The sequence below is a fragment of the Streptomyces sp. P9-2 genome, from assembly GCF_051903975.1.
Taxonomy (GTDB): domain Bacteria; phylum Actinomycetota; class Actinomycetes; order Streptomycetales; family Streptomycetaceae; genus Streptomyces; species Streptomyces cellulosae.
Genome location: NZ_CP192633.1, coordinates 5,592,727 through 5,613,777 on the forward strand (window position 1 = coordinate 5,592,727; position 21,051 = coordinate 5,613,777).

At 72.8% G+C, this 21,051-nt stretch carries 21 protein-coding genes; 15 read left to right on the forward strand and 6 right to left on the reverse strand.

Features of this window, described 5'->3' with window-relative positions; all coding sequences use genetic code 11:
* Positions 1–32: 32 nt before the first annotated feature.
* A complete protein-coding gene (locus ACQY0Z_RS25445; protein WP_189904158.1) occupies positions 33–713 on the forward strand; it encodes a response regulator in 681 nt (226 codons plus the stop codon).
* Entirely contained in the window at positions 710–1,162 is a 453-nt protein-coding gene (locus ACQY0Z_RS25450) for a PaaI family thioesterase (protein ID WP_381730936.1), read from the forward strand. Before ACQY0Z_RS25445 ends, ACQY0Z_RS25450 begins: the two co-directional genes overlap by 4 nt.
* Positions 1,163–1,200: 38 nt before the next feature.
* Here ACQY0Z_RS25450 and ACQY0Z_RS25455 read toward each other — a convergent pair whose 3' ends face one another.
* Positions 1,201–2,223 (reverse strand): Gfo/Idh/MocA family protein, encoded by a 1,023-nt coding sequence (locus tag ACQY0Z_RS25455; protein WP_189904162.1) that lies wholly within the window; start codon positions 2,221–2,223, stop codon positions 1,201–1,203.
* 128 nt (positions 2,224–2,351) lie between these two features.
* Here ACQY0Z_RS25455 and ACQY0Z_RS25460 point away from each other — a divergent pair, with 128 nt between their 5' ends.
* From ACQY0Z_RS25460 to ACQY0Z_RS25485, 6 genes are all read left to right on the forward strand, one after another.
* On the forward strand, positions 2,352–3,089 hold the full coding sequence (locus ACQY0Z_RS25460; protein WP_189904259.1) for a GntR family transcriptional regulator: 738 nt from the start codon (positions 2,352–2,354) through the stop codon (positions 3,087–3,089).
* A gap of 225 nt (positions 3,090–3,314) precedes the next feature.
* Positions 3,315–4,466, forward strand: coding sequence for an ROK family glucokinase (locus tag ACQY0Z_RS25465; RefSeq protein WP_254586125.1), 1,152 nt, complete (start codon positions 3,315–3,317; stop codon positions 4,464–4,466).
* Positions 4,463–5,059 (forward strand): sugar kinase, encoded by a 597-nt coding sequence (locus ACQY0Z_RS25470; protein ID WP_381730934.1) that lies wholly within the window; start codon positions 4,463–4,465, stop codon positions 5,057–5,059. The genes ACQY0Z_RS25465 and ACQY0Z_RS25470 overlap by 4 nt, the downstream gene beginning before the upstream one ends.
* A gap of 99 nt (positions 5,060–5,158) precedes the next feature.
* Positions 5,159–8,020 (forward strand): DEAD/DEAH box helicase, encoded by a 2,862-nt coding sequence (locus ACQY0Z_RS25475; protein ID WP_439812863.1) that lies wholly within the window; start codon positions 5,159–5,161, stop codon positions 8,018–8,020.
* A 599-nt stretch (positions 8,021–8,619) separates the two neighbouring features.
* On the forward strand, positions 8,620–10,539 hold the full coding sequence (locus ACQY0Z_RS25480; protein WP_439812864.1) for an SWIM zinc finger family protein: 1,920 nt from the start codon (positions 8,620–8,622) through the stop codon (positions 10,537–10,539).
* A gap of 189 nt (positions 10,540–10,728) precedes the next feature.
* Entirely contained in the window at positions 10,729–11,040 is a 312-nt protein-coding gene (locus ACQY0Z_RS25485) for a hypothetical protein (RefSeq protein ID WP_254587478.1), read from the forward strand.
* Positions 11,041–11,049: 9 nt separating this feature from the next.
* Here ACQY0Z_RS25485 and ACQY0Z_RS25490 read toward each other — a convergent pair whose 3' ends face one another.
* From ACQY0Z_RS25490 to ACQY0Z_RS25510, 5 genes are all read right to left on the reverse strand, one after another.
* The gene (locus ACQY0Z_RS25490) at positions 11,050–11,280 is read right to left on the reverse strand and encodes a hypothetical protein (protein ID WP_439812865.1); all 231 of its coding nucleotides are present in this window, start codon (positions 11,278–11,280) and stop codon (positions 11,050–11,052) included.
* A gap of 84 nt (positions 11,281–11,364) precedes the next feature.
* Positions 11,365–11,730 carry an ArsR/SmtB family transcription factor gene (locus tag ACQY0Z_RS25495; RefSeq protein ID WP_189904170.1) on the reverse strand — a complete coding sequence of 122 codons (366 nt, stop codon included), beginning with the start codon at positions 11,728–11,730 and terminating at the stop codon, positions 11,365–11,367.
* Between the two features lie 203 nt (positions 11,731–11,933).
* Positions 11,934–12,308, reverse strand: coding sequence for a hypothetical protein (locus ACQY0Z_RS25500; RefSeq protein ID WP_189904172.1), 375 nt, complete (start codon positions 12,306–12,308; stop codon positions 11,934–11,936).
* A gap of 247 nt (positions 12,309–12,555) precedes the next feature.
* On the reverse strand, positions 12,556–12,855 hold the full coding sequence (locus tag ACQY0Z_RS25505; RefSeq protein WP_439812866.1) for a class F sortase: 300 nt from the start codon (positions 12,853–12,855) through the stop codon (positions 12,556–12,558).
* 378 nt (positions 12,856–13,233) lie between these two features.
* Positions 13,234–14,070: a DUF4397 domain-containing protein gene (locus ACQY0Z_RS25510; RefSeq protein ID WP_254587475.1), complete on the reverse strand. Its 837-nt coding sequence runs from the start codon at positions 14,068–14,070 to the stop codon at positions 13,234–13,236.
* A gap of 118 nt (positions 14,071–14,188) precedes the next feature.
* Here ACQY0Z_RS25510 and ACQY0Z_RS25515 point away from each other — a divergent pair, with 118 nt between their 5' ends.
* The 7 genes from ACQY0Z_RS25515 to phzG all read left to right on the forward strand — a co-directional run bounded on the left by ACQY0Z_RS25515 (position 14,189) and on the right by phzG (position 21,018).
* Positions 14,189–15,157: a MerR family transcriptional regulator gene (locus tag ACQY0Z_RS25515; protein ID WP_254587474.1), complete on the forward strand. Its 969-nt coding sequence runs from the start codon at positions 14,189–14,191 to the stop codon at positions 15,155–15,157.
* A gap of 457 nt (positions 15,158–15,614) precedes the next feature.
* Entirely contained in the window at positions 15,615–16,232 is a 618-nt protein-coding gene (locus tag ACQY0Z_RS25520; protein WP_254587473.1) for a YybH family protein, read from the forward strand.
* Between the two features lie 113 nt (positions 16,233–16,345).
* Positions 16,346–17,551: a 3-deoxy-7-phosphoheptulonate synthase gene (locus ACQY0Z_RS25525; protein ID WP_254587472.1), complete on the forward strand. Its 1,206-nt coding sequence runs from the start codon at positions 16,346–16,348 to the stop codon at positions 17,549–17,551.
* The gene (locus ACQY0Z_RS25530) at positions 17,539–18,162 is read left to right on the forward strand and encodes an isochorismatase family protein (protein WP_137209578.1); all 624 of its coding nucleotides are present in this window, start codon (positions 17,539–17,541) and stop codon (positions 18,160–18,162) included. Before ACQY0Z_RS25525 ends, ACQY0Z_RS25530 begins: the two co-directional genes overlap by 13 nt.
* The gene (locus ACQY0Z_RS25535) at positions 18,159–20,063 is read left to right on the forward strand and encodes a chorismate-binding protein (RefSeq protein WP_137209577.1); all 1,905 of its coding nucleotides are present in this window, start codon (positions 18,159–18,161) and stop codon (positions 20,061–20,063) included. Before ACQY0Z_RS25530 ends, ACQY0Z_RS25535 begins: the two co-directional genes overlap by 4 nt.
* Complete coding sequence (locus tag ACQY0Z_RS25540) at positions 20,060–20,401, forward strand: hypothetical protein (RefSeq protein WP_137209576.1); 342 nt, start codon at positions 20,060–20,062, stop codon at positions 20,399–20,401. The genes ACQY0Z_RS25535 and ACQY0Z_RS25540 overlap by 4 nt, the downstream gene beginning before the upstream one ends.
* A complete protein-coding gene (gene phzG / locus ACQY0Z_RS25545; protein ID WP_439812867.1) occupies positions 20,398–21,018 on the forward strand; it encodes a phenazine biosynthesis FMN-dependent oxidase PhzG in 621 nt (206 codons plus the stop codon). The genes ACQY0Z_RS25540 and phzG overlap by 4 nt, the downstream gene beginning before the upstream one ends.
* Positions 21,019–21,051: the final 33 nt, after the last annotated feature.

Below are 21,051 nucleotides of genomic sequence, written 5' to 3' on the forward strand. Positions count from 1 at the left end.
CACCACCCCCGGTGCATGATTACGTACCCCCCATGACAAGAATCCGCGTGCTCCTCGTGGACGACGACCCCCTCGTCCGCGCCGGCCTCTCCTTCATGCTCGGCGGCGCCGACGACATCGAGATCGTCGGAGAGGCCGCCGACGGAGCCGAAGTCACCGCACTCGTCGACCGCACCCACCCCGACGTCGTCCTCATGGACATCCGCATGCCCACCGTCGACGGCCTCGCCGCCACCGAGGCGCTCCGCGCCCGCGCCGACGCCCCGCAGGTCGTCGTGCTCACCACCTTCCACGCCGACGACCAGGTCCTGCGCGCCCTCCGCGCCGGCGCCGCCGGCTTCGTGCTGAAGGACACCCCGCCCGCCGAGATCGTCGCCGCGGTCCGGCGCGTCGCGGCCGGCGACCCGGTGCTGTCGCCCGCCGTCACCCGGCAGTTGATGGCCCACGCCGCCGGCGACCCGGGCCCGGGCGACACCCGCCGCGCCCGCGCCCGCGACCGCGTCGCCGCCCTCAACGACCGCGAACGCGAGGTCGCCGTGGCCGTCGGCAGGGGTCTCGCCAACGCGGAGATCGCCGCCGAGCTGTACATGAGCGTGGCCACCGTCAAGACGCACGTCTCCCGCATCCTGGCCAAGCTCGACCTCAACAACCGTGTCCAGATCGCGCTGCTCGCCCATGACGCGGGCCTGCTGGAGGAGACCGACACCCCGTGACGTCCACCGAGCAGCCCGAGCCCACGCCCGCACTCGACCTCGCCGCCGCACAACACCTGCTGGACGCCCAGCCCTTCAGCAGACTCCTCGGCGCCCGCATCACCGCGTTCGGCGACGGCGGGGCGACCCTGGAACTCGACGTCCGCGAGGACCTGCACCAGCAGAACGGCTTCCTGCACGGCGGCGTCCTCGCCTACGCCGCCGACAACGCCCTCACCTTCGCGGCCGGCGCGGTCCTCGGCCCGTCGGTGCTGACCGGCGGCTTCTCCATCCAGTACCTGCGTCCGGCCACCGGCCGCACCCTCCGCGCCCGCGCGACCGTCGTCCACGCGGGCCGACGCCAGGCGGTCACCCGCTGCGACCTGCTCACGGTCGCGGACGACGCCGGGGAAACCCTGTGCGCGGTGGCGCAGGGAACGGTCCTCCCGGTGACACCCCGCACGTCATGAAGCCATGAAGAAGGGGGTGTCACCGACACCCCCACGTCTCACGTCAGCGCCTCCTGCGCACTGCTCAACAGCTCCGCGGGCCGCACAGGTCTGCGCTCCCGCCGGGATCTCTCGCACGCCTCCGCGATCAGCAGCGCCCGCAGCGCCTCTCGGCCGTCGCACGGGTTGGCCCGCTCACCCCGGACCACCTCGACGAACGCGACCAGTTCGGCCTCGTAGGCGGGCCCGAACCGCTCCAGGAAGCCGGTCCACGGCTTGTCCGCCGCGGGTGGCCCCGTCGGCTCGGTGGACGCGATGGGCGTACGGTCGTCGAGGCCGACGACGATCTGGTCGCGCTCCCCGGCCAGTTCCATGCGCACGTCGTAGCCCGCGCCGTTCATCCGGGTCCCGGTGACCGTGGCGAGGGTGCCGTCGTCGAGGGTGAGCAGCACCGCGCCCGTGTCGACGTCGCCCGCCTCGCGGAACATCAGCGGCCCCGCGTCCGACCCGGTGGCGTACACGTCGACGACCTCCCGGCCGGTCACCCAGCGCAGGATGTCGAAGTCGTGGATGAGCGTGTCCCGGTACAGCCCGCCCGACTGCTCCAGATGGGAGGGGTCCGGCGGCTCCGCCTCGCTGGTCATCGCCCGTACCGTGTGCAGCCGCCCCAGCCTGCCCGTCCGTACCGCCTCGCGGGCGCCCGTGTAGCCCCGGTCGAACCGCCGCTGGAAGCCCATCTGCAGCACCGTCCCGGCGGTCTCCACCTCCGTGATCGCCTGTAACGTGCCCTCGATGTCCAGGGCGATGGGCTTCTCGCAGAAGACCGGCAGACCCGCGCGCGCCGCCCGCGCGATCAGGTCCGCGTGGGCGGAGGTGGCCGTGGTGATCACCACCGCGTCGACCCCCCAGGTGTAGATCTCGTCCACCCCGGGCGCCGCCGTCTCGCCGAGCCGGTGGGCGAGGGCGTGGGCCCGCGCCGGATCGACGTCCGTGAGAATGAGTGACCCCACCTCGCGATGCCTGCTGAGTGTGTGGGCGTGAATGGTGCCGATACGGCCCGTACCGATGACCCCGATGCGCATGGAAACAAAGTGGGGCTCGCGCCGCTCCCTGTCAATGCGTATGTCCGGACAACCGAACTACACGACTTCCCGTCAACAGCCCACGCGGATACGCTCGCTCCGTGCCGAAACCTGAAGTGGACCCGACCGTGCAGCTGGAGCTGAGCGTGGACCGCGGCTCCCCCGTGCCGTTGTACTTCCAGCTGGCCCAGCAGCTGGAGTCCGCCATCGAGCACGGCACCCTCACCCCCGGCACCCTGCTGGGCAACGAGATCGAGCTGGCCGCGCGCCTCGGCCTGTCCCGGCCGACCGTCCGCCAGGCCATCCAGTCGCTGGTCGACAAGGGCCTGCTGGTGCGCCGCCGCGGCGTCGGCACCCAGGTCGTCCACAGCAAGGTCAAACGCCCGCTGGAGCTGAGCAGCCTCTACGACGACCTGGAGTCCGCGGGCCAGCGCCCCACCACCACCGTGCTGGTCAACACCATGGTCGCCGCGTCCGCCGAGGTCGCCGCCGCGCTCGGGGTGAGCGAGGGGAGCGAGGTGCACCGCATCGAGCGGCTGCGCTCCGCGCACGGCGAGCCCATCGCGTACCTCTGCAACTACATCCCGCCCGGCCTGCTCGACCTGGACACCGGCCAGCTCGAGGCCACCGGCCTGTACCGGCTGATGCGGGCCGCCGGGATCACCCTGCACAGCGCCCGCCAGACCATCGGCGCGCGGGCCGCCACCGCCGGCGAGGCCGAGCGGCTGTGCGAACAGCCCGGCGCCCCGCTGCTCACCATGCAGCGGGTCACCTTCGACGACACCGGCCGCGCGGTCGAGTACGGCACGCACACCTACCGGCCCTCGCGGTACTCCTTCGAGTTCCAGCTGCTCGTACGGAACTGATCCGGGACGCCTCCGGGCCGCTCGGTCGTCGCATTGTCCGGACAATGTGACGCGATCCACAGGCGTACGGTGGGAGCCCGCAGGCCGGTGCGGACGCGAACGGCGGAGGGCCCGCCTCCGCCCCGCCCGCGCCCCTTGTCCACCCGCTTCCGGTGCCGGATTCGACGAACCCCGTCACCTGCCCGGTACCGCGATCGGGGCACCCGTGCGGCAGAATCGGGCCCGATGAGCACCTACCGCGACTTCACCGCCCCCATCGGCTCCCGGCGCGCGACCGTCCTGAGAACGGTCGGTACGCGGGAGCGCCGCTCCCACCTGTCGGCGCCCCGGGTGCCGACCGTGGGCATCGACATCGGCGGCACCAAAGTGATGGCGGGCGTCGTGGACGCCGACGGGAACATCCTGGAGAAGCTCCGCACGGAGACCCCGGACAAGTCCAAGAGCCCGAAGGTCGTCGAGGACACCATCTGCGAGCTCGTCCTGGACCTGTCCGACCGGCACGACGTGCACGCCGTCGGCATCGGCGCGGCCGGCTGGGTCGACGCCGACCGCAACCGGGTGCTCTTCGCCCCCCACCTGTCCTGGCGCAACGAACCCCTGCGCGACCGTCTCGCCGGCCGTCTCGCCGTCCCGGTGCTCGTGGACAACGACGCGAACTCCGCCGCCTGGGCCGAGTGGCGCTTCGGCGCCGGACGCGGCGAGGACAACCTCGTCATGATCACCCTCGGCACCGGCATCGGCGGCGCCATCCTCGAGGACGGCCAGGTCAAGCGCGGCAAGTACGGCGTCGCCGGCGAGTTCGGCCATATGCAGGTCGTGCCCGGCGGACACCGCTGCCCCTGCGGCAACCGCGGCTGCTGGGAGCAGTACAGCTCGGGCAACGCCCTGGTGCGCGAGGCCCGCGAGCTGGCCGCCGCCGACTCCCCCGTCGCCTACGGGATCATCGAGCACGTCAAGGGCAACATCGCCGACATCACCGGCCCGATGATCACCGAGCTGGCGCGCGAGGGCGACGCCATGTGCATCGAACTGCTCCAGGACATCGGCCAGTGGCTCGGCGTCGGCATCGCCAACCTGGCCGCCGCCCTCGACCCCTCCTGCTTCGTCGTCGGCGGCGGCGTCTCCGCGGCCGACGACCTGCTCATCGGCCCCGCCCGGGACGCCTTCAAACGGCACCTCACCGGGCGCGGCTACCGCCCGGAGGCCCGCGTCGTGCGCGCCCAGCTCGGCCCCGAGGCCGGCATGGTCGGCGCCGCCGACCTGGCCCGCCTGGTCGCCCGCCGCTTCCGCCGCGCCAAGCGCCGCCGCGTCGAGCGGTACGAGCGGTTCGAGCGGTTCACGCAGGCCGCCCGCAAGGCCACCTCGGAGTCGCTGTGACGGGCGAGCTTCCTCCGCTGACGAACGATCCCGGCCGCCCCGAGGGGCAGGGCGGGGCGCACACCGGTGAGGACCGGCGCCACATGATCCGCCGCCGCGCCCTCACCCTGCTGATCATCGTCCTGCTCATCGGCGTCCCCGCCGGCTACCTGGTGATCTCCGCCAACCAGAGCCGGGCCAGCGGCAAGGACAAGGAGGCGAAGTACTCGGCGACCGGCCTCACCGAGGGCTGGCCCTCCAAGCTCCAGCGCCGCATCTACCAGGTGCCCGTGCCGCACCCGGCCTGGTGGGTCGCCTCGTACGAGACGAACAACTGGAAGACCAGCCGCCTCTACGTCGAGTTCGAGACCAGCGACGCGGGCCTGACCGCGTTCCTGACCAGCATGGGCATGTCGGAGAAGGACCTGAAGAAGGACCGCCTGACGATCGGTGAGCGCGACCGCGACGTCACCGGCTGGACCTTCGACGGCCCCGGCACCTGGTCCGGCCTGGTGCACAAGCAGGAGGACCCGGCGCCCACGCACGAGGTCGTCGTCAACCACGACAAGCCCGGCTACCCGCGCGTGTACGTCGTGGCCCGCACCGTGCCCTAGCCTGCCCGCCTGCTTGGGCCGCCGGAGCCGATTGTCGGACCCCGCCCGTAGAGTCGAAGACGACTGGTCCGACGGACGGGAGGGGAGGTGACAAGGCGTATGAGTGTCTCGACGGCCGACGGGTTCGCGGTCTCGTCGCTGCCTGCCGTGTTCCTGCCCGCACCCCTCCCGCGCGACGGACGGATCGCCTTCTACGACCCCGACGGCGCGGACCTGCCCCCGGAGGAGGACGAGGACGTGCCCGCGAGGGACGGGCGCGCCCGGCGCACGGAGCTCACCGTCGTACGCCCCCACGGCGCGAGTGTGCGCCGCCGTACCGTCCCCGCGCTGTCCCTTCCCGTGGACGAGGCCCTGCCCCTGCTGGTCAGCGCCCGGCACGACCCGGCGGCCCACCCGGCCGCCGCCTGCTGGGGCGCCGCCGCCCTGCACGCCCTGCGGCTCACCGCCCGGGGCCGCCTGCTGCCCGGCCTCACCACCGAGGGCTACGACGCCTGGCGCGCCGGCCCGCTCGAACCGGACGACGTGACCCACCTGCGCGCGGTGGCCGCATCCCTCCCGTACGAGGGCCACGCGGTGCCCCTGCCCGGGCCGGGCCCGCTGCGCCTGCCCCAGCCGGAGGCGCTGGTCCGCGCCTTCCTCGACGCCGTCGCCGACACCCTGCCCCGCACACCCGCCGCGCCCTACGCCTCCGGACCGCCGTTCGCCGCCCGGCGGCCCCAGCGGCTGCCCGACGCCCGGGACTGGGCCGCGGAGGTCGCAGCAGGCATGGACGCGGGCGTACGGATCTCGCTGCGCCTGGACCTCTCCGCGCACGACCTCTTCGACGCCGACGGGACCGCGGGCGGCAGTGGCGCGCGGGGGGCGGGCGCGGCGATCGTGCAGGTCCACAGCCTGTCCGACCCCACCCTGGTGGCCGACGCGGCGGCCCTCTGGTCCGGCGAGGCCGACCACGGTTTCGGGCCCCGCGCGCGCGTGGACGCCGCCCTCGCGGTGCGCCGCGCCGCCCGCGTCTGGCCCCCGCTGGACCGGCTCGCCGACCAGGACGTGCCGGACGTGCTCGCCCTGTCCGAGGACGAGCTGAGCGACCTCCTCGGCGTGGCGGCCACCCGGCTCGCGGCGGCCGGGGTCGCCGTGCACTGGCCGCGCGACCTCGCCCAGGACCTCACCGCCACGGCCGTGGTCCGCTCCGCGCCCGGCTCGGCGACCGACGGCACCGGCTTCTTCGAGAGCGAGGACCTGCTGCGGTTCGGCTGGCGGATCGCCCTCGGCGGCGACCCGCTGAGCGAGGCCGAGATGGACGCCCTGGCCGAGGCGCACCGTCCGATCGTCCGGCTCCGCGACCAGTGGGTGCTGGTCGACCCCGCCCTCGTCCGCAAGGCACGCAAGCGGGACCTGGGCCTGCTCGACCCCGTCGACGCGCTGTCCGTCGCCCTCACCGGGGAGGCTGAGGTCGACGGCGAGACGGTGGAGGCGGTGCCCGTCGGCACGCTGGCCGCCCTCCGCGACCGCCTGACCGCGGGCGTGCGGCCCGCCGACCCCCCGCCCGGCCTCGACGCCACCCTCCGCGACTACCAGCTGCGCGGCCTGGCCTGGCTGGACCTCATGACCTCCCTCGGCCTGGGCGGCTGCCTCGCCGACGACATGGGCCTCGGCAAGACGATCACGCTCGTCGCGCTGCACCTCAAGCGCGCCCGCCGCGAGCCCACCCTGGTGGTCTGCCCCGCCTCCCTGCTCGGGAACTGGCAGCGGGAGATCACCCGGTTCGCCCCCGGCGTGCCCGTACGCCGCTTCCACGGCCCCGACCGCACCCTCGACGGCCTGGACGGCGGCTTCGTCCTCACCACCTACGGCACCATGCGCTCCGCCGCGCCCACCCTGGCGGAACAGCGGTGGGGCATGGTCGTCGCCGACGAGGCGCAGCACGTCAAGAACCCGCACTCGGCGACGGCCAAGGCGCTGCGCACCATCCCCGCCCCCGCGCGCGTTGCCCTCACCGGCACGCCCGTGGAGAACAACCTCTCCGAGCTGTGGGCCCTCCTCGACTGGACCACCCCCGGCCTCCTCGGCCCGCTCAAGTCCTTCCGTGCCCGGCACGCGCGCGCGGTCGAGACCGGCGAGGACGACCAGGCGGTCGAGCGGCTGGCCCGCCTGGTCCGCCCCTTCCTGCTCCGCCGCAAGAAGTCCGACCCGGGCATCGTTCCCGAGCTGCCGCCCAAGACGGAGACGGACCACCCGGTGCCGCTCACCCGCGAACAGGGCGCGCTGTACGAGGCGGTGGTGCGGGAGTCGATGACCGCCATCGAGACCGCGCAGGGGATGGGGCGCCGCGGCCTGGTCCTGAAGCTGCTGACCTCGCTCAAGCAGATCTGCGACCATCCCGCGCTGTACCTGAAGGAGGAACACGCCCCGGCCGGCGACAGCCTCGCCGCCCGCTCCGGGAAACTCGCCCTCCTCGACGAACTGCTGGACACGGTGCTCGCGGAGGACGGCTCCGCCCTCGTCTTCACCCAGTACGTCGGCATGGCCCGCCTGATCACCCGCCACCTCGCCGAGCGCGCGGTGCCGGTCGACCTGCTGCACGGCGGGACGCCGGTGCCCGAGCGGGAACGGATGGTGGACCGCTTCCAGGCCGGCGCGGTCCCGGTGCTCGTCCTGTCCCTCAAGGCGGCGGGCACGGGCCTCAACCTCACCCGCGCCGGACACGTCGTCCACTTCGACCGCTGGTGGAACCCGGCGGTGGAGGAACAGGCCACCGACCGCGCGTACCGCATCGGCCAGACCCAGCCCGTCCAGGTCCACCGCCTGGTCACCGAGGGCACGGTGGAGGACCGCATCGCGGAGATGCTCCAGTCCAAGCGGGCCCTCGCCGACGCGATCCTCGGCTCGGGCGAGGCGGCCCTGACGGAACTGTCCGACCGCGACCTGTCCGACCTGGTGTCCCTGCGGAGGACGACGACATGACGCCACGACCGTCGGAGGAGGCGAGGGAGGCGCTGCGGGCGGCGCGTGAGGCGGGTGCGGTGTCCGGGGACACGAGGACTCCGGAGGAGGGGACTCCTTCGGTCGCGGAGGCCGCGGAGCTTGGCTCGGCGTCGCCGGCGTCGCCGGGTGATGCGGCGCGCGAGGCGGTGCGCCGTGTGGTGGCTGCGGCCGGCCGGGAGTCTCGTCCGGCGGACGCGGTGCGGGACGCGTTGGGCGGTGCGGCGGTTGTGGGGGCGGGGGCTGAGGAGGACGCTTCGGCAGTTGCGGCCGGCCGGGAGTCCCGTTCGGCGGACGCGGCGCGCCAGGCGCTGCGTCGTGCGGCGGCTGCGGGGGAGGGGTCCGCTCGGGTCGGTGCGTCGACTCCGGCTGGTCGGGCTCCCCGTCCGTCCGACGCGGCGCGGGAGGCATTGCACCGTGCGCGGCGGGCGCGGCGCGGAGTGGCGGCCGGCTGGGAAACCGGTGAGGTGCGGGCGCCCTCGGAGGCGGTCGCCGGGCCGCACGTGGAGCATGCGCCGTCCGCGAGCGGCGAGGGGGCGCCTTCCCGGGACGCGGAGGGTGAGGCAATTCCCCCGGCCGCCGTGAGCGGCGCACCGAGCGCGGCGCATCCTGCCGACGAGGAACCGCCCACCCCCGCTCCGGCTGCGCCCGGCTCCGACGACCAGGCTCTCGACGGGCCCGAGGCGCCCGGCTCGACCGACACCACCGACTCGCCCCCGTCCTCCCGCCCCGGCGACATCGCCCGGGAGGCGTTGCGCGCCGCCCGTGAGGAACGGGCGCGGGCCCTCGCCCGCGAACAGGTGGAAGCAGCGAAGCGTCCCCGTCGTGATCCGGCCCCGCGCATTCCCCGCACCACGCGGGGTGACCGCGCCGCAGACCGCCGCGCGCGCGAGATCCGGGAAACCCTCGCCGACGCGTTCCGCATGCCCGACATGGCGGACGACCCGATGCCCGACGCCGAGGCGTGTCCCACCACCACGGACGCCACGAGGCGCGGCCCCGACGCCGAGCCGCTGGGCGCCCTCGCCTCGGACGAGCCGACCACCACTCCCGGTGCGACGGGGGTTTCCCCCACCGACACCGATGCCGAGCAGGCTGGTGCCACGGATGAGGCACCGGCCGCCGCACACGGTCGCGGACCGACCTTCGCCTCCGCCCGCGTGGGACGGGAGCCGGCCCCTCCCCCCCGCCGGGAGGCCCCCGCCACCCCGGCGGCGCACCCCCGTTCCATGGCCGCCCCCGCCCGGGACAGCGACCACCGCCGGACCTTCCCCCCGTTCCCTCCCCGCCCCTCCGGTGACGGCGAACCCTTCGCCGAGACCTGGTGGGGGAGGGCATGGGTCACCGCGTTGGAGGACGGCGCGCTGGACCCCGCCCGCCTCGCCCGCGGACGCGGCTACGCAGAGCAGGGGCACGTGGACGCCATCACCGTCACGCCGGGACTGGTCCTGGCGTACGTGCAGGGCAGCCGCCCCCGCCCCTACCGCGTACAGGTACGCCTGCGGACGTTCGACGACGCCGACTGGGACCGTTTCCTGGACGCCGCGGCCGACCGACCGGGTCACATCGCTGCCCTGCTGGACAAGGAGATGCCGCAGTCCCTCGCCGACTGCGGCGTCCCCCTCCTCCCCGGCCCCGGTGACCTCGCCCCCCGCTGCAGTTGTCCCGACTCGGGTCACCCGTGCAAGCACGCGGCGGCGCTCTGCTACCAGACGGCCCGCCTGCTGGACGCCGACCCGTTCGTGCTGCTTCTCCTGCGCGGGCGCGGCGAGCGCGAGGTGATCGACGCGCTGTCCCGCCTCAGCGCGGCCCGCGCCGCACGGGCGGCCCAGGGACGGGAACCGGAGCCGCTGCCGGGCGTACGCGCCACCGACGCCGTGTCCCGCCGAGGCCCCGAACTCCCGCCGCTGCCCGCCCCGTTGCCCCCTCCGCAACACCCGGAACAGCCGCCCGTCTACCCGGCGTCCCCCGGCGGCCCGGACCCCCTCGCACTGGACCAGCTCGCCACCGACGCGGCGGCCCGCGCGCACGCCCTGCTCACCACGGGCCGCGACCCGGTCGGCCCGCTCTCCCTCTGGCACGACGCGGTGCGCCTGGCCGCCGCCCGCCCCGGCTCGGGCCTGACCGCGGGCAGCCGCGAGCTGTACGCGTCGCTCGCGCGGGCGGCCGGCCGTACGCCCGGCGACCTGGCGCGCGCGGTCGCCGCGTGGCGGCAGGGCGGCCCGACCGGACTGGCCGTGCTGGAGGAGCCGTGGGACCCGCCGGCCGGCCGCTTCGACCGCGCCCGCCCGCTGCTGCTCGCGGCGGACCTCCCCGCGTTCCGCCCGTGGCGCAACCGCCTCACCCACCCCAGGGGCCACGTCCAGCTCCGCCTGGGCCGCGACAACCTCTGGTACGCGTACGAGTCGGAGCCGGACCAGGACGACTGGTGGCCACGCGGCACCCCCGACCCCGACCCGGTCGGCGCGCTGACCGGCCTGGACACCCTCGGCGACGCCTGATGGCGGGCGCCTGGCCTCAAACACGTTCGTCGGCGGCCCAGGAACCGTGGCAGTATGCCGAGATGATCCTGATCCGAAAGGGCGATGCCGCGTAGGCGTCCTGGGGCCGTCCGCGCCGAGCGGTGGCGGCCACCCGAGCACATGCCTGTTCGCCGGATTCCGGGCGTCTCCGCCAGGACCCGGGCAGCGGTGCGACGTGTCGAGGCCGAGCACCTGTGGCCGGATGCCGTCGCCAACGCGCTCAGCCGGTTCGAGTGGGCTTTCAAGCAGCCGGGACGCTGTCTGACGGGCCCGTACGAGAGCCCCGGCATCGAGGTCGAGGACGGCAGGGACGACCTGGAAGTGGCCCTGCGGCACCTCCCGGAAGGGGCCAGAACCGACCTGGGCCGCCTGGTGGAACGGATCGACGCCGAGTTCGAGCGGCGTACGCTTCCGGACCCGGGTTGGGCGAGCGAGTGGACGGCGGGCCGCTGGTGGTGGTGGCGCATCCGGGAATGGTGACGACCGCGCTCAGCCGGCCGGCCCCCGCATCAGCTCGGCCGTGCGCCGGTCCGCCGGGAAGAACGTCTCGATGGCGATCTCGTCGAGCGTGACGTCCCGGGGCGACCCGAAGACGGTCGTCGTGTACAGCAGCGAGAGCTCGCACTCGGTCGCCAGCCGCAGCGGCACCACCAGGTCCTGCGCCTCCCCGCCAGGGCCGGGCGCGTCCGCTCCCCACGGCACACGACTGAGCCGCTCCATCGGCGGGACCCCCTACTCCTCCCCGCCCCCGGGCGCCGACGGCACCGGCACGTCCACCTGCCGCAGCTCCGCGAGGAGGACGCCCTACTCCTCCCCGCCCCCGGGCGCCGACGGCACCGGCACGTCCACCTGCCGCAGCTCCGCGAGGAGTTCGCTCTGCCCGGCCAGCAGTTCCGTGAGGATCCGCCTGGCCGCGCGGAGCAGTTCGGCGACGTCGCCGCCGGCGAGGGCGTACGTCACCGTGGAGCCCTCACGTATGGAGACGACGATGCCGGACCGGCGTAGTACCGCCAGCTGCTGGGAGAGGCTGGACGGTTCGATGTCGATGTCGGCGAGCAGGTCCCGCACCGGCACCGGCCCGTGCTGCAACAGCTCCAGCACCCGGATGCGCACCGGATGCCCCAGCATCCGGAAGAACTCGGCCTTGGCCTGGTAGAGGGGGACTTGCATGGGTGCGCGCTCCCTGCCGCGTCGGGGATGTTCTCCGCTGTGCGGCGGCGCCCCTCGACGGGCGCCGCCCACAGCGTGCCGTTCTTCGCCGCCGATCCTTCTGGCTCGGCCCGGCACCCGCCCACGGCTTGGGACCATGTTCATGTGGCGACTTGAAGAAGTCTTCACATCGTGGGCGCGCGTCGGCCGGGCCCCGGGGCGGCTCACACTTCGAGCTGTTCCTCGACCCGCTTGAGCTGGTGGCGGGCCATCGCCAGGTTCGAACGGGACTTGTCCAGCACGAGGTACAGGAACAGGCCGTTGCCGCTGCGGCCGGTGACCAGCCGGATCAGGTGGTACTGGGACTCCAGGGTGATGAGGATGTCCTCGATCTGCCCGGTGAGACCCAGCAGTTCCATCGTGCGCACCTTGGCGCGGATCACGTCGGTGTTGCCGGCCGCCGCGACGGTCAGGTCCAGGTCCTTCCCTCCGCCCAGCGTGCCCAGCGCCATGCCGCTCGAGTAGTCGACGACGGCCGCACCAAGGGCCCCCTCGACGCTGGTCATGATGTCCTTCAGCGACACTTCCACACTTGCCACGGGCGTCTCCCTCTCAGTCGATATGTCGTTGCGGCGGCCTCGGGGGGAAGCTCGCCCTCGGACAGCCCTTCCGCCCTGGCCGCGCTGGAACGTTAGGCGGGCAGGGTGTGTCGGAGTACGGGGGTTTTCGTGGATGACTCGTGATGATCGAATACTTGCGCCAGGGAACACCCGTTTGCCCGCGCCCTGTTCGAAATGGCGCCGAACGAACGGACAACGACACACACGATCAGGTGAGTCGGGAAGCTCAGGGGGCCTGTGGGTCATCCACCGGCTCCGCCGTCACGACGAGGTTGGCGGTGTAACCGCCTCGCTCCGGCTGGAACGGCGGCGCGCAGGTGATGAGCGTGAGCACCGGCGGCCCGGTACGGCGGAAGGCGGACGCCGGCAGCTCGTCCTTCGGGACGGTGGAGCGCGCGGTGACGCGGTGGAGGACGGGTTCTGCGCCGTCCCGCCGTACCTCCACGGTGTCCCCGGCCCGCACGTCCCTGAGCGCGGCGAACTCACCCAGGTCACCGGTCTCGCCGTCGAGGTGCCCCACCAGCACGGCCGACCCCTCGGGGCTGCCGGGGGCGGCCCGTACCGGTACCAGCCGGCCACGGCCGGATCGTCCGGCACGGTCATGTCCCCGCGCGGCGTCACGCCGACCCCCTCGACCCGGGCGTCGAGCCCGACACCGGGCACGAGGACACGCGCGGGCACGGCCTGCCGTACGGCCGCCGGCTCGGCCGCGGAGGGCGGCGGCGCGGTGCCGGACGGCCGACCGGCGTCACCGGCAGCCGTCGCCGACGGTGCGGCACCGAAGTCGGAGGGGGAGCCGGCCCGCTGTGGCCCCCGCGCCCACCCCAGCACACCGAGGACCACCGCCGTGACGGCCACCAGAACGGCGACCGTCACGGCGGGTCCCCCGCGCCGCCGCGAGGTGTCAGCCACGCTTGCCGGCGAAGCGACGGGCGGCCAGCACGCCGGCCACGGCGACCGCACCGCCGGCGGCGGCCCAACCCGGCGTCCATGTCGTGGAGTTGGCGGAGACGGCGGCGCCGCCGCCGCCCGCGTGGACGCCCTTCGGCATGGAGTCCATGCCGCTGAACTTCTGCGTGGCCAGGGCGAGGTTCTTGCCCTCGGCGCTGCCCCAGGCGTAGACGACGGTGCCGGCGCCCTCCGCCACGTTCACCTCGGCGGGGCCGATGGCCACGGTGTCGGTGCCGGCGAGGACCACGTCGGCGTCGACGGTGCCCGCGTCGACCACGGCGGAGTCCTCGTTCGGGTTGGTCAGGCCGGTGAAGACGGGCTGACCGCCGGCGCGTACGTCCACGGCGGGCGCGGCCGCGATGTGGCGTACGGTGAGCCGGCCCTTGCCCGCGTCGACCTTGGAGACGTCGTCGGCGAACGCGGTCAGCTGCGGCTTGCCGTCGGCGCTGAGATGGGCGGCGATCGTAGCGGCGTCGCCTTCACCGACCTCGACGGTCTTCTCCAGGGCGGGCTTGCCGTCGGGGCCCTGGCCCGCCTCGAAGATCTGGATGTCGTACGAGCCGGCCGTGAGGGACTGCGGCTCGGTCACCGTGCCGGGCTCGAAGCCGGCGAGCAGTTCGTCGCCGTTGGCGTACACGTCGACCGTCATGCCGGGGATGCCGTGGACGACGGAGACCATCGCCGTCTCCTGCTCGGCGGAGGGGGCGGCCATGGCGGGCGCGGCGACACCGAGCGCGAGGGCGCAGGCGCCGGTGGAGGCGGCGATGGCGACGGGGAAACGGGAGCGCATGGGGACCATCCCTTTCGAAGGAGTACCGCTCACTGCGGGACTGGACCCCAGTGTCGAACCGACGAATCGACGCAGACAACATGCGTCGTTTGTGCGTCGTAAGGGGTACGGTGGAGGTATGAGCGAGCGCATCGAGGACGACGCACCCGGTGTCGGTCTGACGACCGGCGAGGTGGCGCGCCGCCTGGGCGTGGCGCCCACCACGGTCCGCACCTGGGACCACCGCTACGGACTCGGCCCCGACCGTCACACCGGCGGCCGGCACCGCCGCTGGACGCCGGAGGACGTGGCGCGCCTGGAGCGGATGTGCGCGCTGACGGCGACGGGCATCCCGCCCGCGGAGGCGGCACGGCTGGCCCGCGAGACGCCGGCGCCGGAAACCGGTCCGGCGCCCTCCGCGCGATCGAGCCCCGCACCCGCGTCCCGCGCTGGGAGCGGCCTCCGTCTGGGCGACGCACGCCAGGAGTGCAAGGGCATCGCCCGCGCCGCCCTCCGCCTCGACGCGGCGACGCTGGACCGACTGCTGCTCGACGCGATACGTGAGCACGGCCTGGTCGCCGCCTGGACGGAGGTGATCGTGCCGACGCTGCAGGCGGTGGGGCGCAAGTGGGAGTCGTCGGGGGAGCGGTACGTGGAGGTGGAGCACTTCCTCTCCTGGCACGTCTCCGGCGCCCTCCGCCGTGCCGCCCCGGACACGGTCCCCGGCCGCCCGGGCGCGACGGTGGTCCTGGCGTGCGCGCCGGGCGAGAACCACACCCTGGCCCTGGAGGTCCTGTCCGCGGCACTGGCCGAACGGGGCATCCCTGTACGGATGTTCGGCGGCGCGCTCCCGGTGGAGTCCCTGATCGCGGCGGTCCGCCGCACGGGCCCGGCTGCGGTGGGCCTGTGGGCCCAGTCCCGCACGACGGCGAGCCGCCCGCTGGCCGCGCATGTGGCGTCGATGGAATGGGGCGTACGAGGCGCCCGCCGCAGTCCTTCGGTCCTCACCCTGGGCCCCGGCTGGTCGGGCCGCCCCACCCCGGGCACGGCCCGCCCCCACGGGCTGGCGGACGCAGTGACGGCCCTGGAGGGCCTGGCAGCCGGCTGAGGCCACCGTCGACGCCTACAGGAATTCATTTCCAGCCATTCCGTGGCTGGAAATGAATTGAGAGATGCTTTTATTTTGTATTGAACCATCGGTGGGCGGCATGGAACCTTGCTTTCCTCTTTCTTTACTCTGTGGTGACCTGTGATGCGTTTTCTCCTGACGCTCGGTAATTAACGGTCTGGGTGTCGGGGTGGGGTGGCACGAGGGGCGAGGGTTCCGCTGCTGGTGCAACCTGCAGGCGACGGGCGTTTCGCTGTTGTTCCACTTGCGTCGACGGAATGCGGAATGCGGCCCACCGCGTATTCCGCTTATTCAAAAACATTGACAGGGGCGAGTTCCGGACTGTTGTATGACTGTCACCAAGGGGGAGAGACGGAAAGCGGTGGCCGACCGGTGCGGCAGACGCCACGGGGGCGTCGTCATGGCGCGTTTTCCGACTCCGGTAGGGGGAGACTGGATGAGCAAGATCAAGCACACGCTTCCGATAGCCGCCGCGGCCGTTGTGCTGACGGCCGGCAGTATTGCCGGACCTCGGATGATCCTGGCCGAGCCGACGGCCGGCGAGGCGTCGAGCGCGGCTGAGGCAAAGCGGGCCGTCGCGGACTCCGCATCACGGACGAAGGCAGGGGTCAGGGCCGCGGCCACGTCGCCGGAGCAGCTGCTGAAGCTGCTCGGAGAGCGGATCGTGGCCAAGGACGTCGACGGGATCATCGCGCTCCACGAACCGGAGGCTGCGATCGTCGACTGGGACGGATCCATCGTCCGAGGGCGAGCGGCGATCCGTGCGTTTTACATCGAGTGGTTCAAGTCCAACCCGGTGCTCACCGTCAATCCCCGTCAGACCGTCATAGCCGGCGGATGGCGCTCATGGGACACCAAGGTGCGCGAGCGCACGGCGGCCATCATGGGCGACTACAGCCTGGAGCAGGACGCGGCGGACGGTACCCGGGAGAGCTTCACCGGCAATTTCTGCGACACGGTCCAGGAGCAGCTGGACGGAACCTGGCTGTACGTGCAGGACAATCCGTACCCGCCCCACGGGGACCCGGCCACGTCCAGGACCGCACATCACTGAATCCGGTCGCCTGGTTCTTCGGAATTGAAGCAGCCGAAGAATGAGAAACGATTCGTCATTCGTCATTCGTGGCGGTGTGTCGGTGTGTCGTATGTCGAGGAGTGGGGAGCACTTTGAATGCCGCATCGTTCAGCATTTCACCGTCGTCGGCGCGGCAGCAGCCTCCGTGGGAGGACACGTCGGAGGTCGAGCGCGTACGGGACGTGCTGGCGGGACTTCCCCCACTCGTGAATCCGGCAGCGCTCGGTCGACTCAGGCGGCGATTGGCCATCGTCGCCGCCGGGCGTTCACAAGTGATCCAGGTGGGCGACTGCGCCGAAGACTTCGCGGAATGCACCGCGGTCGACGTGAAGCGCAGAACGGATCTCCTCGATCAGCTCGCCCACGTCATGAGCGCGCTCACGCACCGGCCGGTCCTCAAGGTCGGCCGGATCGCAGGGCAGTACGCCAAACCCCGGTCGGCCACCACCGAGACGGTGGGGGGCGTCGAACTCCCGGTCTACCGGGGGCACATGGTGAACGGCGCCGAGCCGGATCCCGAAGCCAGGCGTCCCGACCCTCGCCGCCTGCTGGCGGGCTATCGCGCCGCGCGGCAGGTCCTGTCCCACCTCTGCCCGACGCCGCAGCACCGGCTCGACCCCGGCGTGTGGACCAGCCACGAGGCTCTGCTGCTCGACTACGAGGTCCCGATGGTCCGAGCCGCAGGGGACGGCCGGCTCGCGCTCACCTCGACCCATTGGCCCTGGATCGGGGAGCGGACGCGGCAGCCCGACGGAGCGCATGTCGCTCTGCTGGCCGCTGTGATGAATCCGGTCGCCTGCAAGGTCGGTCCGAGTGTGACGACCGGCGAACTGCTCGAACTGTGCGCCCGGCTCGACCCGCGAAGGACTCCGGGCCGGCTCACACTGATCACGCGGATGGGCGCCGATGCCGCGGCAGACCTGCTGCCGCCGCTGGTCCGGGCCGTTCGGGCGGCAGGCCATCCGGTGATCTGGCTGGTCGACCCCATGCACGGCAACACGGTGACCAACGCGGAGGGACGCAAGACCCGCGTCGTGGCCACCCTCATGCGTGAGGTCGCCGCGTTCCAGCGGGCCGTCCGCTCGGCCGGCGGGTGTCCGGGCGGGATCCACCTGGAGACCACTCCTGACGCCGTCACCGAATGCGCCGACGTCCCGGAGGCCGTCGACCACGCCGGAGACAAGTACACGTCCTTGTGCGACCCGCGGCTGAACCCGCGCCAGGCGATATCGGTGGTGTCGGCCTGGCAGCCGCACTCGCCGACGAACCGAACCGAGGGAGAGCCGTGCCGGGCATAGCTCCGATATCCGCCTACCCCTTGCCCACGGCCACCGAGCTGCCTCCCGCGACGGCACGGTGGCGACTCGACCGGAGCCGCGCGGCCCTGCTCGTGCACGACATGCAGCAGTACTTCCTGAAGCCGTTCCCCCCGGCCGTGCGAGACCCGCTCGTGCGCCACTGCGCCGGCCTGCGCGAGCGGTGCACCGCCCTGGGGATCCCTGTCCTCTACACCGCGCAACCCGGCGGGATGACGGACGAGGAGCGAGGGCTGCTGAAGGACTTCTGGGGGCCGGGAATGCGCCTCGCCCCTGAGGACCGCACGATCGTCGAGGAACTCACACCCGGCCCGACGGACCAGGTACTGACCAAGTGGCGTTACAGCGCCTTCGCCCGGTCGGACCTGCTCGACCGGTTGCGCACCCAGGGGCGTGACCAGCTGATCGTCTGCGGGGTGTACGCCCATGTCGGCGTACTGGCGACGGCACTCGAGGCGTTCGCCAACGACATCCAGCCGTTCCTGATCGCCGACGCCCTCGGCGACTTCTCCGCCGACTACCACCGACTGGCCCTCACGTACGCGGCCGAGCGCTGCGCGGTGGTGACCACCACCGAGGAGGTTCTCCGATGAGCGCGTCGGACCTGCTGGAGCGTGTGCTGGGACGCGACCCGGGTCCCTTCGCCCTGCTGCACCGCCCCGAGACCCTGGGCCCGGACCACGTGGACATCCTTCTGGGACGCGTCGACACCCCGGCACGACTCTCCGACATCCCCTCGCCCGGGGAGGACGGACAGGCCGGCGGGGCCCGTCACGAGACGCTGGTCCTGGTGCCGCACCGGCAGATCGGGGAACGGGGTTTCGCCGTGGCCGAGGACGATTCCCCACTGGTCGCGATGGAGGTGACGCACCAGGGGCTGGTCACCATGTCCGAGGTGCTGGACGTACTCCCCGACGAACCGATCGCCCTGGCCGACGGACACTTCGACATCGACGACGACTCCTACGCGGACATCGTCCGTGAGGTCCTGGACAACGAGATCGGCACGGGCGAGGGGTCCAACTTCGTCATCAAGCGTTCGTTCGTCGCCAGTGTCACCGACTACTCGACGCGCAGTGCCCTCACGCTCTTCCGTCGCCTGCTCACCCGGGAGAACGGCGCCTACTGGACCTTCGTCGTGCACACCGGTACCCGCACCTTCGTCGGTGCCACCCCGGAACGGCACGTCAGCCTCCGCGACGGCGTCGCCGCGATGACACCGATCAGCGGCACCCACCGCTATCCCGCCACCGGCCCCGCGCTGCCGGAGGTGTTGGACTTCCTCACCGACGGCAAGGAGACCGACGAGCTGTACATGGTCCTCGACGAGGAACTCAAGATGATGGCCAGGGTCTGTGCCGGAGGCGGCCGCGTGAAGGGGCCGTATCTGCGCGAGATGACCTGGCTCGCGCACACCGAGTACACCATCGAGGGAGACAGCGACCTCGACCCCCGGGACGTCCTCAGGGAAACGATGTTCGCCCCCACCGTGACCGGCAGCCCGCTGGAGAACGCCTGCCGGGTGATCGCCCGGCACGAGCCCGCCGGCCGCGGGTACTACGGAGGCGTCGTGGCCCTGATCGGCCGGGACGCTGCCGGCGGGCACACGATGGACTCGGCCATCCTCATCCGTACCGCCGACATCCGAAGTGCGCCGGCCGACGGCTCCGCCCACGTCCGGGTGGGGGTGGGCGCCACGCTGGTCCGGCACTCGGACCCCAAGGCCGAGGTTCTCGAGACGCGCACCAAGGCGGCGGGCGTTCTCGCCGCGCTGGGCACCGCCGAACGGCTCGACGACCACCCGCTCGTCCGGCAGGCCCTGGAGCGGCGGAACACCACGATCGCGAAGTTCTGGCTCGACGAGGCGGAGCAGCGTGCACGTCCGCACCCGGTACTGGACGGCCGTCGGGCTTTGATCGTCGATGCGGAGGACACCTTCAGCGCGATGCTCGCCCATCAGTTGCGGGCCATCGGGCTGCGCGTGACACTCGCCCGCTTCGACGAGTCGTTCCGCTTCGACGACCACGACCTCGTCGTCATGGGGCCGGGGCCGGGCGACCCACGGGAGGCCGGCCATCCCAGGATGGCCCGGCTGACCTCGGCCGTCGAGGAGCTGCTGGACCGCCGCATCCCGTTCCTGGCCGTGTGCCTGAGCCACCAGCTGCTCAGCCGCTGCCTCGGGCTGGAAGTGCGGCGTCGGGACGTGCCGAACCAGGGCGCCCAACGTGAGATCGACCTGTTCGGCTCGCGTGCGCGCGTCGGCTTCTACAACTCCTTCTCGGCCCGCGCCGACGCCGACCTGCTGCGACGCCGGGGTGTGGGCGAGGTGCGCGTCTGCCGGGACCCGGACACGGGCGAGGTGCACGCCCTCAGAGGCCCGCACTTCAGCTCGGTGCAGTTCCACCTCGAATCCGTGCTCACCCAGGACAGCGAACGGATCCTGGCCGAGCTGCTCGTCCCGCTGACGGACACCACGGAGGTACTGAACGCATGAAAGCCACCATCTCCTGGTGGGATCTCACCCGGTCGGACCAGACGATCGACTCCCTGCGCGACTACCTGCGCGACGAGGGCGTGGAACCGTGGACGGAAGTCCGGGGGATGCGGCTGAAGTTCTGGATCTCCGACCGGGCGACCAACCGCTGGGGCGCCGTGATGCTGTGGGACACGGACGCCGACCTGACGGCGCCCATGCCGCCGAACCGTGCCACCGAGCTCATCGGTTACCCGCCCACCGTCCGCATGCTGTCCGACGTCGAGGCCTGCGTCGAGAATGCGCGGGAGACGGGCGCGGGCGGCCTGGTCTTCCACGCTTTCGGGACGCCGTCATGAGTACATCGCATCCCTCCACGACCGCCGATGTCTTCGCGGCTCCCCCCGACGACCCTCTGCCGCTGCTGAAAAGCTGGTTCGACAGTGCGGTCGCGGCATCGGTCCAGCAGCCCGGCGCGCTGGCACTGGCCACGGTCGACGCCGGCCGCAGGGTGTCCAGCCGGATCGTCCAGGTCCTCCAGGTGCGTCCGGCAGGCCTGGTCTTCGCCAGCCACACCGACAGCCGCAAGGGACGGGACCTGGCCGAGACGCCCTGTGCCTCCGGTGTCCTCTACTGGCGCGAGGTCGCCCGGCAGGTGTGCGTGAGTGGTCCTGCCCGCCCGCTCCCGGCGCAGGAGTCGGACGCCCTGTGGAACGCCAGGCCTGTCGACACCCACCCGATGTCGGTCGCGGCGCACCAGAGCGCGCCGCTCCTCGACGAGGAGGCGTTGCGTGAGCGGGCCCGCGAACTGGGCCGAGACGGCGTGGCGTTGCCCCGGCCGGAGCGATGGGTCGGCTATCTGCTCGAGCCGGCGTCGGTGGAGTTCTGGCAGTCCGAACCGGAGGACCGCTTGCACCGGCGACTGCGGTACGAGCGTGAGGGTCCCGGTTGGCACACGTGCCGACTCCAGCCCTGAGCCGCCTCCGGATGCTGAACGCGAGAGGAAGAG

Excerpts from the sequence above, each read along its gene's own strand:
- ACQY0Z_RS25455 (WP_189904162.1), bottom strand. The coding sequence starts at position 2,223 with ATGCGCATCGGGGTCATCGGTACGGGCCGTATCGGCACCATTCACGCC.
- ACQY0Z_RS25535 (WP_137209577.1), top strand. The coding sequence starts at position 18,159 with ATGAGCGCGTCGGACCTGCTGGAGCGTGTGCTGGGACGCGACCCGGGT.
- ACQY0Z_RS25540 (WP_137209576.1), top strand. The coding sequence starts at position 20,060 with ATGAAAGCCACCATCTCCTGGTGGGATCTCACCCGGTCGGACCAGACG.
- ACQY0Z_RS25465 (WP_254586125.1), top strand. The coding sequence starts at position 3,315 with ATGAGCACCTACCGCGACTTCACCGCCCCCATCGGCTCCCGGCGCGCG.
- ACQY0Z_RS25475 (WP_439812863.1), top strand. The coding sequence starts at position 5,159 with ATGAGTGTCTCGACGGCCGACGGGTTCGCGGTCTCGTCGCTGCCTGCC.
- ACQY0Z_RS25445 (WP_189904158.1), top strand. The coding sequence starts at position 33 with ATGACAAGAATCCGCGTGCTCCTCGTGGACGACGACCCCCTCGTCCGC.
- ACQY0Z_RS25495 (WP_189904170.1), bottom strand. The coding sequence starts at position 11,730 with ATGCAAGTCCCCCTCTACCAGGCCAAGGCCGAGTTCTTCCGGATGCTG.
- phzG (WP_439812867.1), top strand. The coding sequence starts at position 20,398 with ATGAGTACATCGCATCCCTCCACGACCGCCGATGTCTTCGCGGCTCCC.
- ACQY0Z_RS25490 (WP_439812865.1), bottom strand. The coding sequence starts at position 11,280 with ATGGAGCGGCTCAGTCGTGTGCCGTGGGGAGCGGACGCGCCCGGCCCT.
- ACQY0Z_RS25510 (WP_254587475.1), bottom strand. The coding sequence starts at position 14,070 with ATGCGCTCCCGTTTCCCCGTCGCCATCGCCGCCTCCACCGGCGCCTGC.
- ACQY0Z_RS25515 (WP_254587474.1), top strand. The coding sequence starts at position 14,189 with ATGAGCGAGCGCATCGAGGACGACGCACCCGGTGTCGGTCTGACGACC.
- ACQY0Z_RS25520 (WP_254587473.1), top strand. The coding sequence starts at position 15,615 with ATGAGCAAGATCAAGCACACGCTTCCGATAGCCGCCGCGGCCGTTGTG.